Annotated in this window: 12 protein-coding genes; 2 read left to right on the forward strand and 10 right to left on the reverse strand. The window is 73.0% G+C overall.

The window, feature by feature from the left end:
• Nucleotides 1–125 precede the first annotated feature (125 nt).
• The gene (locus J2Z30_RS08545; protein ID WP_044569557.1) at nucleotides 126–1028 is read left to right on the forward strand and encodes a methyltransferase domain-containing protein; all 903 of its coding nucleotides are present in this window, start codon (nucleotides 126–128) and stop codon (nucleotides 1026–1028) included.
• An 86-nt stretch (nucleotides 1029–1114) separates the two neighbouring features.
• Here J2Z30_RS08545 and ffh read toward each other — a convergent pair whose 3' ends face one another.
• The 5 genes from ffh to nsdA form a co-directional block, all read right to left on the reverse strand.
• Nucleotides 1115–2662 (reverse strand): signal recognition particle protein, encoded by a 1548-nt coding sequence (ffh, locus tag J2Z30_RS08550; protein ID WP_044569558.1) that lies wholly within the window; start codon nucleotides 2660–2662, stop codon nucleotides 1115–1117.
• A 339-nt stretch (nucleotides 2663–3001) separates the two neighbouring features.
• Entirely contained in the window at nucleotides 3002–5584 is a 2583-nt protein-coding gene (locus tag J2Z30_RS08555; protein WP_044569559.1) for a [protein-PII] uridylyltransferase, read from the reverse strand.
• 40 nt (nucleotides 5585–5624) lie between these two features.
• Nucleotides 5625–5963 (reverse strand): P-II family nitrogen regulator, encoded by a 339-nt coding sequence (locus J2Z30_RS08560; RefSeq protein WP_014055184.1) that lies wholly within the window; start codon nucleotides 5961–5963, stop codon nucleotides 5625–5627.
• Entirely contained in the window at nucleotides 5960–7252 is a 1293-nt protein-coding gene (locus tag J2Z30_RS08565) for an ammonium transporter (RefSeq protein ID WP_044569561.1), read from the reverse strand. Before J2Z30_RS08565 ends, J2Z30_RS08560 begins: the two co-directional genes overlap by 4 nt.
• A gap of 207 nt (nucleotides 7253–7459) precedes the next feature.
• A complete protein-coding gene (nsdA, locus tag J2Z30_RS08570) occupies nucleotides 7460–8974 on the reverse strand; it encodes a transcriptional repressor NsdA (RefSeq protein WP_044569562.1) in 1515 nt (504 codons plus the stop codon).
• A gap of 450 nt (nucleotides 8975–9424) precedes the next feature.
• On the opposite strand from nsdA, the gene J2Z30_RS08575 reads away from it, so the two are divergent.
• Nucleotides 9425–10096 carry a bifunctional DNA primase/polymerase gene (locus J2Z30_RS08575; RefSeq protein WP_044569563.1) on the forward strand — a complete coding sequence of 224 codons (672 nt, stop codon included), beginning with the start codon at nucleotides 9425–9427 and terminating at the stop codon, nucleotides 10094–10096.
• A gap of 94 nt (nucleotides 10097–10190) precedes the next feature.
• Here J2Z30_RS08575 and ftsY read toward each other — a convergent pair whose 3' ends face one another.
• From ftsY to J2Z30_RS08600, 5 genes are all read right to left on the reverse strand, one after another.
• Entirely contained in the window at nucleotides 10191–11408 is a 1218-nt protein-coding gene (gene ftsY, locus J2Z30_RS08580) for a signal recognition particle-docking protein FtsY (protein WP_044569564.1), read from the reverse strand.
• Between the two features lie 35 nt (nucleotides 11409–11443).
• Nucleotides 11444–12070 carry a response regulator gene (locus tag J2Z30_RS08585; RefSeq protein WP_308279857.1) on the reverse strand — a complete coding sequence of 209 codons (627 nt, stop codon included), beginning with the start codon at nucleotides 12068–12070 and terminating at the stop codon, nucleotides 11444–11446.
• 176 nt (nucleotides 12071–12246) lie between these two features.
• Complete coding sequence (locus tag J2Z30_RS08590) at nucleotides 12247–14346, reverse strand: sensor histidine kinase (RefSeq protein ID WP_052702042.1); 2100 nt, start codon at nucleotides 14344–14346, stop codon at nucleotides 12247–12249.
• Nucleotides 14347–14380: 34 nt separating this feature from the next.
• On the reverse strand, nucleotides 14381–14692 hold the full coding sequence (locus tag J2Z30_RS08595) for a hypothetical protein (protein WP_044569568.1): 312 nt from the start codon (nucleotides 14690–14692) through the stop codon (nucleotides 14381–14383).
• A gap of 131 nt (nucleotides 14693–14823) precedes the next feature.
• Nucleotides 14824–15252 (reverse strand): YqxI family protein, encoded by a 429-nt coding sequence (locus tag J2Z30_RS08600; RefSeq protein WP_044569569.1) that lies wholly within the window; start codon nucleotides 15250–15252, stop codon nucleotides 14824–14826.
• Nucleotides 15253–15331 lie beyond the last annotated feature (79 nt).

Consider the following 15331-nt stretch of genomic DNA (forward strand, 5'->3'; position numbering starts at 1 on the left):
CGGATGCGGAGTTCCCTGGCATTTGGGGGTGGGACGTCACAACGCACAACGGGGGAAACGCACCACGGGGGATGTGACACCGAATCTGACGACGGCACAGCTCTTCGCTGATTGGGGCCCTTTCGATGACATCTACGCTCGTACGGCGGCACCGCCCGCGCCCCTCCTCGTCGTGGACGACGGACGCGCACGCTCGCACCCGCGACTGGGCGGAGATCCAGGAGCGGATGCTGGTCCCGCTGTACGAGGCCGTGTACGAACGGCTGGACGTCGGCGCCGGAACGCGTCTGCTGGGCCTGGGCTGCGGCTCCGGGCTCGCCCTCCTCATCGCGGCCGCGCGCGGCGCCGCGGTCTGCGGGGTGGACACGGACGAGCGGCGCCTGGACCTCGCACGGGAGCGGCTGACCGCCGCGGACGCGCCGGGCGACCGGGCGCGGCCCGCCCGGCTGGGCCTCGGCGGCCCGGAGAGCCCCTGCGTGCGGGAGGCGGCCGCGGACGCGGCCTTCACGGTGGTGACCGCCTTCGAGCCGCTGTGCGCCCTGGGCGCGGGAAGCCCCGGTGCGACGGTGTCCGCCGCGGCGTCCACGCTCGCGGCCGCCGCGGCGGACACCGAGCGCGGCGGGGCCGTCGTGCTCGCCGGATGGGGCCCGCCGGAGCGCTGCGCCACCTCCGGGGTGCTGCGGGTGGGCGCCCGGCTCGCCGATCCCATGTGCGCCCCCGGCTACCGCCGGGAGGCGCCCCCTCCCGCGCGCTGGGAGCTGTGCGGCCGGGACGACCTGGAGGAGCTGGCCGCGCGGGCGGGCCTGCGGCCCGACGGCTCCGGCCGGGTGGCCTGCCCGTTCGGGTACGCCGACATGGACAGCGCGGTGCGCGGGCTGCTGTCGACGGGGCTGTTCGACGCGGCGGAGCGGGCCACGGATCCGACCCAGGTCCGTAAGGAGATCACCGAGGCGCTGCATCCGCATGAGCGGGCGGACGGCGCGGTGTGGATGCCGAACGTCTTCCGCTATCTGATCTGCCGCGTCTGAACGGGGTCATCGCGTAAGGCCCCTGCCGGTGTGCGCAGGGGCCTTACGGTTCGCTCGTACGGAGGCGGCTCGGGAGCCGGGGCGGCTCAGCCCATGAACTTCTTGAACTCGTCGGGGAGTTCGAAGTCCTGACCGCCCTGGTCGCCGTCGGGCAGCCCGAACGCGCCGCCCTGCTCGCGGCGTGCCGCTGCGGCCTGCTCCTCGGCCTTGCGCTTCATGGGGTTGCCCGAGCGCTGCTTGCCCTTGGCCTTCTTCTGCTGCTTGCCCTTGCGCTTGTTGCCGCCGCCCACGCCTGGCATGCCCGGCATCCCGGGCATCCCCGGCATGCCGCCCTGGGCCATCTTCGACATCATCTTGCGCGCGTCGAAGAACCGCTCCACCAGGTTCTTGACCGCGCTCACCTCGACGCCGGAACCGCGGGCGATACGGGCGCGGCGCGAGCCGTTGATGATCGTGGGGTCCTGGCGCTCGCCAGGAGTCATCGACTTGATGATGGCCGCGGTGCGGTCCACATCCCGCTCGTCCAGGTTGTTGATCTGGTCCTTCATCTGGCCCATGCCCGGCAGCATGCCGAGCAGCTTGGAGATGGAGCCCATCTTGCGGACCTGCTCCATCTGCGCCAGGAAGTCGTCGAGCGTGAACTCCTTGGGGCCCTTCGCCAGCTTGGCCGCCATCTTCTCGGCCTCTTGCTGGCTGAAGGTCTGCTCGGCCTTCTCGATCAGGCTGAGCATGTCGCCCATGCCGAGGATGCGGGACGCCATGCGGTCCGGGTGGAACGCGTCGAAGTCGTCCAGCTTCTCGCCGTTGGAGGCGAACATGATCTGGCGGCCGGTGACATGCGCGATGGACAGCGCGGCACCGCCGCGCGCGTCGCCATCCAGCTTGGAGAGCACCACACCGTCGAAGCCGACGCCGTCGCGGAACGCCTCCGCGGTGTTCACCGCGTCCTGGCCGATCATCGCGTCGACGACGAAGAGCACCTCGTCCGGGCGGACCGCGTCGCGGATGTCGGCGGCCTGCCGCATCAGCTCCTCGTCGATGCCGAGGCGGCCCGCGGTGTCGACGATCACGACGTCGTGCTGCTTGGTGCGGGCGAACTCGATCGAGTCCTGCGCCACCTTCACCGGGTCGCCGACGCCGTTGCCCGGCTCGGGGGCGAAGACGGCGACACCGGCCCGCTCCGCGACCACCGAGAGCTGGTTGACCGCGTTGGGGCGCTGGAGGTCACAGGCGACGAGCAGCGGGGTGTGGCCCTGGGCGTTCAGCCAGCGGCCGAGCTTTCCGGCGAGCGTGGTCTTACCGGCACCCTGCAGACCCGCGAGCATGATCACGGTCGGCGGCTGCTTGGCGAAGCGGAGGCGCCGGGCCTCGCCGCCGAGGATGCCGATGAGCTCGTCGTTGACGATCTTGATGACCTGCTGGGCGGGGTTGAGCGCCTGGGAGACCTCCGCGCCGAGGCTGCGCTCCTTGACCTGCTTGATGAACGCCCGGACGACGGGCAGCGCCACGTCGGCTTCGAGCAGGGCGATCCGGATCTCGCGTGCCGTGGCGTCGATGTCCGCCTCGCTGAGGCGTCCCTTGCCCCGGAGGTTCTTGAAAGTCGCTGCGAGGCGATCGGAGAGGGTATCGAACACGGTGGTCGCGAATCCTTCGGTCGGATGTCGGGTCGGTGGTCGGCCTCCAAGGGTATCCGCCCATGGCGCGAACGGTCTGCCCCCGGGTTTGCGGCGCGACCCTCGTTCCGGGGACTCCGCCCCCGTGCCCCCGCCGGGGCTCCGCCCCGGACCCCGCTCCTCAAGCGCCGGAGGGGCTGGGAGGCGGGGCCGATCCGCCCCCTCAGGCGACGGCGGCCCGAGCGGGGTCAGCCCTCCCGGGCCCCTCCTCAAAAGCCGGATGGGCTGGGGCTCCCCAAGCACCGGAGGGGCTGAACGCGGGCCCCGCTCCCCAAACTCCGGACGAGCTGAATCGTGCCCTCAAGCACCGGGTGAGCTGGTCAGCGCCCGCTCGACTTCCTGGGCCACCTCGGCCGCGTGCATGGGCTTCAGAGGGGCGCCGGCGTCGTCTGTGACATAGAACGCGTCCACCGCGTTGGCGCCGAGGGTGGAGACGTGGGCGCTGCGGACCGCGACGCCGGCGTGCTCCAGGGCGCGGCCGATGCGGTGCAGCAGTCCGGGGACGTCCTGGGCGCGGACCTCGATCACGGTGGCGAGCTGGGAGCTGCCGGGGGCGACCGTGACCCGGGGTGGTGGGGCGTGCACCCCGCGGCGCCGGGGGTACTTGCGGTAGGCGGCCTCGCGCTCGGCGAGGCGGGCGACGATGTCGAGCGAGCCGTCCAGGGCGCGGAGCAGATCGTTCCGGAGCCGGGCGGCCTGGGGCAGCGAGCCGTACTCGGCCGCCACCCGCCAGCTCAGCAGCAGCACCCCACCCGCGGCGCCCGCCGCGTCCAGCTCCGACGGCAGTTCGACGGCGCGCAGGTCCGCCGCGCGCACCGTAAGGCGGTGCAGGGCCAGGACGCCGGCCGCCGTGGCGAGGACGCCGGACTGGTCGGGGACGGCGATGAGGAGTTCCACGCCGATCGGCTCGGGGCCGGTGGGCCCCTCCTCCGGCGGCCCTTCGGTGACGTCCGTACGGAGGCCCGTTTCGCCCGGCGGCAGTGCCTCGGAGCGTGCGTGCAGGGCCAGCACCGGGCCGCCGGTGCGCCATGCCTCGACCGCGAGGCGCTCCTGCTCGGCCGTGGTGTGCTGCGGGGTGGACCAGTCGTCCGCGGGTTCGCCGGAGAGCACCGCCGAGACCCGCTTGACCAGGTCGGCGACGAGGGAGCCGCGCCAGGCGCTCCAGGCCGCGGGGCCGGTGGCGAGGGCGTCGGCCTCGGTGAGGGCGTGCAGCAGCTCCAGAGTGGTGGCGCTGCCGACGGCCTCGGCGACCGAGCGCACCGTGGCCGGGTCGTCCAGGTCGCGGCGGGTGGCGGTCTCGACGAGCAGCAGATGGTGGCGTACGAGGGTGGCCAGGACCGCGACGTCGGCGCGGTCGAAGCCGATACGGGCGGCGACGTCGCGGGCGATGGTCTCCCCGGCCACCGAGTGATCGCCGGGCCAGCCCTTGCCGATGTCGTGCAGCAGCGCGGCGACCAGCAGCAGATCGGGGCGGCCGACCCGGCGGCTGAGGGCGCTGGCACGGACCGCGGTCTCGACCAGATGCCGGTCCACGGTCCAGCGGTGGACGGGGTTGCGCTGCGGACGGCAGCGCACCCGCTCCCAGTCCGGCAGCAGCCGGGTGATCAGCCCCTCGGCCTCCAGGGCCTCCCACACTCCGACGGTGGACTCGCCCGCCCCCAGCAGCGTGATCAGCTGCTCCCTGGCCTCGGGCGGCCACGGGACGGGCAGCGGCCGGGCAGCGGCGGTCAGCCGCCGTACGGCGTGCGGGGACAGCGGCAGTCCGGCCTGGGCGGCGGCCGCGGCGGCCCGCAGGGGGAGCACGGGGTCGCGGTCGGGGCGTGCGGCGCGGGCCAGCACCACCTCGCCGTCCTGCTCCACCACGCCCTCGGCGAGCGGGCTGCGCTCCCCCGCGTCCGCGCCGCTTCCGGCGCCCCCGCGGCCGCCGCGGCCGCCGCGGCCGCCGAGGAGGGCACGCAGCCGGGGCCGGGCGGCCGAGCGGGCACGCAGCACCCGTTCGACCTCGCGCCAGGTGACATCGGAGGCGTAGGAGATGATCCGGGCGGATTCGTAGATCTGACGCAGCAGGGCGTCGGCGTCCAGCAGCCCGAGGGCTCCCGCGACCTGGTCCTGCTCCTGGAGGGCGAGGCGGTCGGTGGCGCGGCCGGTGGACAGATGGAGCGCGTCGCGGGCGTCCAGGAGCCGCCGCCGCGCGTCGTCGAGGCCCTCGCGGGGGGCGTCGGCGAGCCAGGAGGCGGCGATGGCGCGCAGCGCGGTGGCGTCGCGGAGCCCGCCGCGGGCCTCCTTCAGATCGGGTTCGAGCAGGAACTGCAGCTCTCCGTGGCGCTCGGCGCGCTCCTGGCACAGCGCGTGGAGCTCGGGCAGCCGCCGCGGGGCCTGGGCGCGCCAGTCGGCGAGGACGGTGGTGCGCAGATCGGCGGTGAGCGCGGCGTCGCCCGCGATGTGGCGGGCGTCGAGCAGGCCGAGCTGGACCTTGAGATCCTCGGCAGCGGTTCCGCGGGCCTCGTCGGGGGTGCGCACGGAGTGGTCGAGGGCGAGGCCCATGTCCCAGACGGGGTACCAGATGTGGTCGGCGAGCGCGGCGAGGGCCGAACGGTCGGCGGAGCCGTCGTGCAACAGCAGCACATCGAGGTCGCTGCGGGGAGAGAGTTCGCCGCGTCCGTAGCCACCGACGGCCACCAGGGCGACGCCGCGGGCGATCCCGGCGGTCTCCGCCCCGCCGGTGAGCAGGGCGGCCAGCCACTGGTCGGTGAGTTCGGCCAGGGCGGTGCGGCGCGGTGGCCCGGACCGCGACTCCTCCTGGAGGAGTCGCAGCCGCGCCGCCGCGTAGCCGCCGGGCCCCGAGTCGGTGGTGTGGGTCGTGGTCTCGAGGCTGTCCGTCAACTCGGCTCCCTGTCCGCGTGCCACTGGTGGTCCGGAGCGGTCAGAGGGCGTCCGGGCCGCGCTCCCCGGTACGGACGCGGACCGCGGTCTCCACGGGGACGCTCCAGACCTTGCCGTCCCCGATCTTTCCGGTGCGGGCGGCCTTGACCACGACGTCGACGAGGTCATCGGCGTCCTCGTCCTCGACCAGCACCTCTATGCGCACCTTGGGCACCAGGTCGACGGTGTACTCCGCGCCCCGGTAGACCTCGGTGTGGCCGCGCTGACGGCCGTAGCCGCTGGCCTCGGTGACGGTCAGGCCCTGGACGCCGAACGCCTGCAGCGCTTCCTTGATCTCGTCGAGCCGGTGCGGCTTCACTACCGCGGTGATGAGCTTCACGCGTCCACCTTCTTGTTGTGCGGCTTCTGCGGCGCGGACGCGCCGGCCTGGCCCGCGGCGGGCACCGTACTACGCGGGGATCCGCCGACCGCGCTGAAGTCGTAGGCGGTCTCGGCGTGGAACGCCTGGTCGATGCCGCCGAGCTCGTCGTCCTCACTGGCCCGGAAGCCGATGGTGACGTGGATGATCTTGGCCAGGATCCAGGAGACGGCGAAGGAGTAGAGCAGCACCGTGAAGGCGCCGAGTGCCTGCTTGCCCAGCTGGGTCACACCGCCGACGCCGTCGGTGGCGAGGACGCCGACCAGGAGGGTGCCGATGAGACCGCCGACCAGGTGCACTCCGACCACGTCGAGCGAGTCGTCGTAGCCCAGCTTGTACTTGAGGCTGACGGCCCAGGAGCAGACGACTCCGGCCACCAGGCCGATCACGATGGCGCCCCAGGCGTTGACCGCCGCGCCGGAGGGGGTGATGGCGACCAGGCCCGCGACCGCGCCGGAGGCGGCGCCCAGGGTGGTGAACGCGCCGTGCCGGATGCGCTCGTAGGCGAGCCAGCCGAGCATGGCGACGCCGGTGGCGATCTGGGTGTTGAAGGCCATGTTGGCGGCGGTTCCGTTGGCGGCGAGGGCGGAACCGGCGTTGAAGCCGAACCAGCCGAACCACAGCAGACCGGAGCCGAGCATCACCAGCGGCAGGTTGTGCGGGCGCATCGGGTCCTTCTTGAAGCCGATGCGCTTGCCGAGCACCAGGGCCACGGCGAGGCCCGCGGCGCCCGCGTTGATGTGGACCGCCGTGCCGCCCGCGAAGTCGATGACCTCCTTCTTGAACAGCCAGCCGTCGGCCTGCCAAACCCAGTGCGCGACCGGGAAGTAGACGACCGTGGTCCACAGGGTGATGAAGAGCGCCCAGGCGCCGAACTTGACGCGGTCGGCGACGGCTCCGCTGATCAGCGCGGGGGTGATCACCGCGAACATCAGCTGGAAGAGCGCGAAGGCCAGGACCGGGATCGCGTCCGGCTTCTCGCCCCACAGCGAGGTCGGGTCGATGCCCTTGAATCCGATGTGGTCGAGATTGCCCAGCAGCCCGCCGCCGATGTCATCACCGAAGGTGAGCGAGTAGCCGAACAGCACCCACAGCAGCGAGACGACGCCGAGCGAGATGAAGGACATCATCAGCATGTTCAGGGTGCTCTTCACCCGCACCATGCCGCCGTAGAAGAAGGCCAGGCCGGGGGTCATCAGCATCACGAGCGCGGCGCTGATCAAGACGAACGCTGTATTTGCGCCATTCAATGTGGACGTCTCCTCGAAGCGACGGCCCGTGCGGGCAGGACATCGGTGGGCCGGTATTCGCCTCGAGATTGGCGCAGCGCCGTTTCAGCCAATGCCGCCCGATGTTTCACCGCAGTGACGAAGGACGCGGGAGTGTTACGTGGCGGTGAACCGCGGTGGGCGGGCCGGAGCCCTCCGTTACGGTGCCGCGATCATCGCCGGGACCGCTCAGATGGCCTGGCCGGGACCCGTCGTCTCGGGGGTGTCGGGCATCAGGGTGGCCAGCCGCTCACTGAGGTCGGTGATCTCCGGCACGTCGCCGAACTGGCGCACCGCCGTGTCCACGGTCTTGCGCAGCCGGTTGTTGACCCGCTCCGAGCGCACCCGCTTGGCGAGCGGCAGCGCCTCGCGGGCGACCGCGGCGGCCTGCTCGGGCTGGGTCTGGAGGAGGTGGACGGTTGCCATGCCGATCAGGTTGAGCGCATACGAACGCTGGGGGCCGGACTCGTTCTCGGTCTCCTGGCCGAAGAGCTGCACGGCCTTGCGCATCACCGGGTCGGCCATCTTGGCGTAGGTGGGGCTGCGGCCGGCCACATAGGCGAGATCGCGGTAGGAGTGGGCGTTCTCCGCGTTGAGCTCGGCCTCGGAGAAGAAGCGGATCCAGTCCGGGTCGCTGTCGCCCCCGGCGCAGTCGGCGAAGGTGTCCTCGGCCATCTTCACCGCGCGGTGGCACTTGCTGGGCTGGCCCATATTGGCGTAGGCGCGGGCCTCCATCGCATACAGCATGGCCTGGGTGCGCGGCGTGGCGTTCTCCCGGCTGCCGTACTGCGCGAGGTGGATCAGCTCCAGCGCGTCGTCGGGCCGGCCGACGTGGATCATCTGACGGCTCATGCTGGAGAGGACGTACGAGCCGAGGGGGCGGTCGCCGGACTCCTTGGCGGCGTGGAGGGCGAGCACGAAGTACTTCTGCGCGGTGGGCTGGAGCCCGATGTCATAGCTCATCCACCCGGCCAGCTGGGCGAGCTCGCCCGCGACCTTGAACAGCCGCCGGGAGACGGCGTCCGGATGCGGCTCCTGGAGCAGGTCGGTGACCTCGTGCAGCTGGCCGACCACCGCCTTGCGGCGCAGCCCGCCCCCGCACTGGGCGTCCCAGGCGCGGAACATCACGATGGTGGACTCCAGCAGCTCCAGCTCGGGCTCGGAGAGCCGGGAGACCCGGCGCGCGCGCCCGCCGCCGGCCGCCGTGACGCCGCCGGGCTGTCCGCTCGTCGAGGGCACCAGCCAGCGCTGCATGGGCTCGATGAGGGCGGGGCCCGCGGACAGCGAGAGCGAGGTGCCGAGGAAGCCGCGGCGGGCCAGCATCAGATCGCTGCGGGAGAACTCGCCGATCAGCGCGACGGTTTCGGGCCCGGCCCAGGGCAGGTCCACCCCGGACACGGACGGTGACCGGTGGACGGCGCGCAGCCCGAGGTCCTCGATGCCGACCACACAGCCGAAGCGCTCGGAGAACAGCTCGGAGAGGATCTGCGGGATCGGCTCGCGGGGCTGCTCGCCGTCCAGCCAGCGGCGCACCCGCGAGGTGTCCGTGCTGATGTGGTGGGCACCTAACTGCCGCGCTCTGCGGTTGACTTGGCGCGCCAGCTCCCCCTTCGACCAGCCGCTGCGCACGAACCACGACCCCAATTGCGCATTGGGGCGCTTCCCAGCACCGCCGCCGCCGTCGCCCACCCGGAACGCCCCCATCCCACGAATCTTCCCGAACCGCCACCAGAATGCCTTCTGTCACGGTCAGTTGTCCCCGGGATGCGGCGCATCAACCGTCCGGACGGGGAACCGCCTCATGCCAGTGGCATGTACCGATCCGTACTCCGCCCGTCGTCAGCTCGCATTCGAGCGAGCGCTACTTCCAGGGACTGTGCACTGAAAGTAATCCTACGATCACGCCTCCGGCGAGGCGGTTCCCGAAAACGCCACCATTCGCCACCCCTTCGAATGAACCCGGTTGCCGTTTCCCACGATTCACTTGACACCGAGGCGACGGGAAGAGGTGAAGGGGTGCATGTGGGGGCGCGCGAGTCGCGTCTCACCACCTCCGTCACATCGGAGCGCACACCGCCGCACCTCATCGGCGACGGAGCGTCATCATGATGCTCCGGCTCGTAACCATCGAGAGCGGGACCCGTTGGAGGGGGCATGGGCTTCACGATCGGCGGCATCCGGGACATGCGGTCCGGCTCACGGCGCCGCGGCCGTACGTCCGAGTCCACGACGGTGGCGGAGTACACCGGGCTGTGGGGCTGGGACGTGGTGCCGGGCGCGCGGGCGGCGCGAGGCTCGGGGGGCGGCAGAAACGAATGTTCATGCGGTGACCGGGACTGTCCCTCCCCCGGGGCGCATCCGCTCGCCTTCGCCCCCGGCGTCCCGGCGGGCGCCACCCTGGACGCCGCCGCGGCCGCGTGGGAGCGGGTCCCGGGGGCGGCCGTACTGCTGCCCGTGGGCCGCTCGTTCGACGTCCTGGAGGTCTCGGAGTACGCGGGCGGACACGCGCTGGTCCGGCTGGAGCGGATGGGGCTGCCCCTGGGCCCGGTGGCCGCCACCCCGCACGGGCGCGCCCAGTTCTTCGTCGCCCCCGGCGCCGCCGCCGAACTTCCCGAGCTGCTGTACCGCATGGGGTGGGACGACGCCGACCTCGATCTGCGCTGCCTGGGCGCGGGCGACCACATCACCGCCCCGCCCTCGGACCTCGGCGGGCTCGGACCGGTGCGCTGGCTGCGCCCCCCGACCCTCGACACCGCGGGCCGCCCGCCGCACGCCCGGCTGGTGCTGGGGACTCTGGCCTATTTGAGCCATCGGGCCGGGGGCTGAACGCGGCTCGCCCCTCGCGTGCGAACGCCGGACGGGCCGGGAGTTCATCCCCGGCCCGTCCGGCGCGATACGGGTGATCCCCCCGCCACCGGACTCAGCCGCCGATCAGCGCGTCGACGAACGCCTCCGGCTCGAACGGCGCGAGATCGTCCGCGCCTTCGCCCAGGCCCACCAGCTTGACCGGCACGTTCAGCTCACGCTGCACCGCCACCACGATGCCGCCCTTGGCGGTGCCGTCCAGCTTGGTCAGCACGATGCCGGTGATGTCCACCACCTCGGCGAACACCCGCGCCTGCACCAGACCGTTCTGCCCCGTCGTGGCGTCCAGGACCAGCAGCACCTCGTCCACCGCGCCGTGCTTCTCCACGACCCGCTTGACCTTGCCCAGCTCGTCCATCAGACCGGTCTTGGTGTGCAGCCGCCCCGCGGTGTCGATCAGGACGACGTCCGCGCTCTCGGCGATGCCCTCCTTCACCGCGTCGAAGGCGACCGACGCCGGATCGCCGGCCTCCGGACCCCGGACCGTACGGGCACCGACCCGCTCGCCCCAGGTCTGCAGCTGATCGGCGGCCGCGGCGCGGAAGGTGTCGGCCGCGCCGAGCACGACCGACTTGCCGTCGGCCACGAGCACCCGGGCCAGCTTGCCGGTCGTGGTCGTCTTACCGGTGCCATTGACGCCGACGACCATGACGACACCCGGCTTCTCCTCACCGTTCGCGCCCACACCGCTCTCGGTGTGCACCGAACGGTCGGCCTCGGTGCCGATGAGGTGCAGCAGCTCCTCGCGCAGCAGACTGCGCAGCTCGTCGGGCGTACGGGTGCCGAGCACCTTCACACGCTCCCGCAGCCGCTCGACCAGCTCCTGCGTCGGCGCCACACCGACGTCCGCGGTCAGCAGCGTGTCCTCGATCTCCTCCCAGGTTTCGTCGTCGAGGTGCTCCCGGGACAGCAGCGTCAGCAGCCCCTTGCCCAGGGTGTTCTGGGAGCGGGACAGCCGGGCACGCAGCCTGACCAGCCGGCCGGCGGTCGGCTCCGGGACCTCGATCGGCGGGGCCTCGGGCGCGGGTGCCTCCGCGGTCGCGGCCGGGGCCTCGGCCCCCGGAAGATCCACCTCCTCGATGGTTCTGCGTGGTTCCTCACGCGGTGTTTCGGCCTCCTCACCGACGTGCGGTTCGGCGGGCGGCGCGGTGACGGTGGGGCTGCTCGGCGGGGGCGGGGGCAGCCGCTTCTTCTTGCGGCCGCTGATCACGAGCCCGCTGATCGCGGCGACCGCGACCACAGCGATGACTACGGCAAGGATGAGGTATTCCATAACGCCCCCCAGTATCAGCCACGAGGGGGAGCGAGTCATTCGCCTCCCAGCCCGGCCTGCCGGGCGCGCACAATCGCCTGGGCACGGTCGCGCACCTGGAGCTTGGCGAAGATCGATCCGACGTGATTGCGCACCGTCTTGTCCGTCACCACCAGCCGCTGGGCGATCTGGCGATAGCCCAGTCCGGCCGCGAGCAGATCCAGCACCTCCAGCTCCCGGGCGGTCAGCGTCGGGAACGCCTCCTTCGCGGACGCCGAACCCGACGCGCCGACCAGCGCCCCGAGCCGCTCGGCCATCCGCGGGCTGAAGACCGCGCCGCCGCGCGCCACGGTGTGCAGCGCCCGCAGGATCTCGTCCCGGCCCGCGCCCTTGAGCAGATAGCCACGGGCCCCGGCGCGCAGGGCGGCCAGCAGACTGTCGTCGTCCTCCGACATCGTCATGACCAGCACCCGGACCTCGGGGTGATCGCACAGGATCCGCCGGGTCGCCTCCAGCCCGGACCGGCCCGGCAGCGCGAGATCCATCATCACCAGATCCGGGCCGGTGCGCACGGCCTCGGCCATCGCCCCGTCCGCGCAGGCCGCCTGGCCGACGACGGTGAACGCGTCATCGAGATTGACGGCGGCGGCCAGGCCCTCCCGGAAGAGGGGATGATCGTCCACCAGCAGCACTCTCCATCGCGACACGCTTCGCTCGCACCCTTCTTTTTTGAGGCTCGGTTCTCCACCGGCTACCGCCGGGAGGTACCCCCAGCCGGTAAGTCGCACGGACCGGATGCTCTATGGCGCCCTTCCCGCACCAAGGCCGGGCCCCACCAGAAGACCCAGCGCCCAAAGCCTTACGGCGCCCGGCTCATCGGTCTGCTGGTCTTGAGCAGGGCCCGGCACGCCTCGTGCCCAGTCGGCTTCCGGTGCTCCTCCGGGTTGCCGTGTTCGCCCGGTCCGGCGAGGGGCAGTACCGCGTGGACCACCGTGCCGGTCGCCGATCCGGTCACCGAGCAGGAGCCGCCGATCTCCTCGGCCCGTTCGGTGACCGAGGCGAGGCCGACGCCGGGCACCGCGGTCTCGCGCAGACCGCTGCCGTCGTCGGTGACCTTGACCTCGAGGGTGTCCGGGCCCGCGGTCAGCTCGACGCTCACCTGGCGTGCCCGAGCGTGCCGTACGGCGTTGGTCAGCGACTCCGCCGCGATCCGGTACGCGGCCGTCTCCACCCCCGGCGACAGCGGGGGCAGTGCGGCGGGGCGGTTGGCCACGGTGACCCGCAGGCCGTCGACGCCCAGCCGGTGCGCCAGGTCGCGAACCGCACCGGCGAGTCCGCGCTCGGCCAGCGCGGCCGGGGCGAGGCCCGCGGTGATCCGGCGCACCTCGACCAGGGCCTCGGCGAGCGTCTCGGCGGCCTCGCACAGCTGCGGAGTGGCGGGGTGGCCGGGCGGGCAGGAGGTCTGGGCGATGTCCAAGCGCAGCCTTACGGCGGCCAGTTGGGGGCCGAGCCCGTCGTGGATCTCCCGGCGCAGCCGGCGGCGCTCCTGTTCGCGGGCGAGCACCAAGCGCTCGCGGGCGGCCTGGGCCTCCTCGGCCAGGCGCAGCGCGGCGAGCGCGGGGGCGGCCTGGTCGGCGAGGAGGGAGAGCAGTCCGCTGTCGCGTTCGGCGGGGGTGCCGGAGCCGTCGCGGGAGACCTCCAACCGGCCGACGGTACGGCCGTGGTGGCGCAGCAGGAACGTCTGGACCGCGCCGGTCAGCGGGGCCCCCACGGAGGCCAGCCGCCGGGGCCCGGCGCGGGTGTCGACGCTGACGGCGGCGCCCGAGACGCCGAGGTCCTCCACGGCGCTGCGGCAGATCTGCTGGGGCACCTCGCCGGGGTGCGGGGCCTGTTGCAGCCGTACGGCGAGGGCGCTCACGGCTTCGTGCGGGCGGGCCCGGGGCCCGTAGAAGGCACGCTCGACGCAGAGGGTGAGCTTGCGGGCGCTGGGCCGCAGCCCCCAGCCCAGTACCAGGGCGCATCCGGCGGTGATGGTCGTGGCCCCGCTGCGTACGGAGGGGAGTCCGGCCTGGACGGCGACGACCGCGCAGACCACCACGGCGGCCAGGGAGGTGAGCACGAAGGCGCGGGCGAGGCGGTGGCTGGTGGAGCGGTCCAGCCGCCATATGCCGGTGCGGGCGACGCCGAGGCAGATCGCCGCGGCCCATACGGCGCTGCCGACCGTACGGGCCACGATGGTGGGTACGCCCTCGCCCCACTGGGACAACAGGAGCGAGACGCAGGCGGGGTAGGCGGCGGCCAGCAGCGCCCAGTCGCGCCGCTCGGCGCCGCGCGAGACGGCGGCGCGGCAGCACAGGGCGGCGGTCACGGCCGCGGCGACGCTGCGCAGCACCCAGGGTTCGGCCTCGGCGTAGGCGTCGAGGTGGTCGAAGGCCCACTGGCCGCTCGCGGTGGAGAACGCCGGGTTGGCCACGGAGCCCACCCGGGGCTCGCTGATCAGCCACAGCCCCGCGTACCCCAGCCAGTAGCCGGACGCGCCCAGGCTGATCACCCACCACTGCCACCGCCGGCGCCCGCCCCTGGGGAACAGCCACAGCGGCAGCAGTAGTACGGTCAGCGGGCGGCAGGCCATCTTGGCGGCGGCGAGCAGCAGGGACAGCACGGCGCCCGTGGTGCCCAGGTCGGCCAGGCCCAGCAGTCCGGCGGCGGCCGAGGGCAGCAGCCACAGGCCGCCGGCCACCAGCAGGACGCCGCCGTAGCGCCGGGCCGAGCGCTCGGCGAGCAGCAGCACGCCGACGCCCAGCACCGGGACGCCCACGGCGACCCTGGTCAGCACGGTGGCGCCCCGGGGGTGGGGGTAGGCGAGCGCGAGCCACTCGTCGTTGACCCGCAGCAGCCCGGCCACCCATCCGGCCAGGACCACCACGATCAGTGCCGATACCCCGCCCGCGGCACGCACGGCGCGATCGTTCGGCAGTGCGGCCTGTCGCATCTCAACCTGCGGCCGGCCCGGCGGTCAGGGCGCGCGCCGCGCCGGAGCCGCCGCCTCTGACCCACAGCGTGACGTAGTTGTCGTTACGGCCGGGGCGGCATTTGTACTCGGCCCACTTGTGCCGTTCGACACCGGCCTTGCCCGCGCGCTTGCAGGCCGCGGTGGTGTCGTAATGCCCCGCCTCCCGCCAGTCGGTCTCGGCGGTCGTGGCGGCATGGGAGGAGGCGGTGGCGGGGGAGGCGGCCGCGGTCCACATGACGGCCCCGGCGCTCAGGCCGAGGGCGATCGCCGTGCGGATTCGGGTAGGGCGCATGGTCGTTCTCCTTGGGTCTCGCCCGAGCACTACCCGCCACCGCCGCCGTGAAGTGCGCGGATGCCCCGGCCCACCCGAACCGGTGACCTCCTAGCACCCCCGTTTCCATAGGCGGCGCCGGTCTCCGGTGCTCACCCCACGAGCAGCAGTACGGCCACCGCGATCGTCTCCGCCTCTCCGTAAGGCAGTCCGAAGCGCATCAGGGCGAGCATGATGGGCTGCGCCGCCCAGACCTCCAGCGTGTCGAGGAAGTTCGCGAGCCGGTGGGCGTAGCGGCGCACCATGGCGGTCTCGCGGGGGCTGAGCCGGCTGAGCAGCTTGGCCAGCAGCGCGCCCCCGTGGCGGAGGGCGGTCACCAGCAGCCGCTGCCGGATGAGCCGCGCCGCCTCGGGGCCGGGACCGGGGCAGGTGCCGTCGCAGTCGCCGTCGCCGTCGCCGGAGAAGAGCGCGGCCTTGGCGGATTCCAGGGGCCCGGGGTCGCCGGCGGTCTGCCGGACCCGGGTGATGAGGTCGTCGATGTCGGCCGCGGTGATGAGCGATTCCCCCGTGCTGATCGTCACGCGCCCCTCCTCAGTTGGTGTGTGCAGGCGGTGGCCCATGGGGCGGGCCGACCCTCACCATCGGCCGCCCCGTGTCCCA

The sequence above is a fragment of the Streptomyces iranensis genome, from assembly GCF_017874715.1.
Classification (GTDB): Bacteria; Actinomycetota; Actinomycetes; order Streptomycetales; family Streptomycetaceae; genus Streptomyces; species Streptomyces iranensis.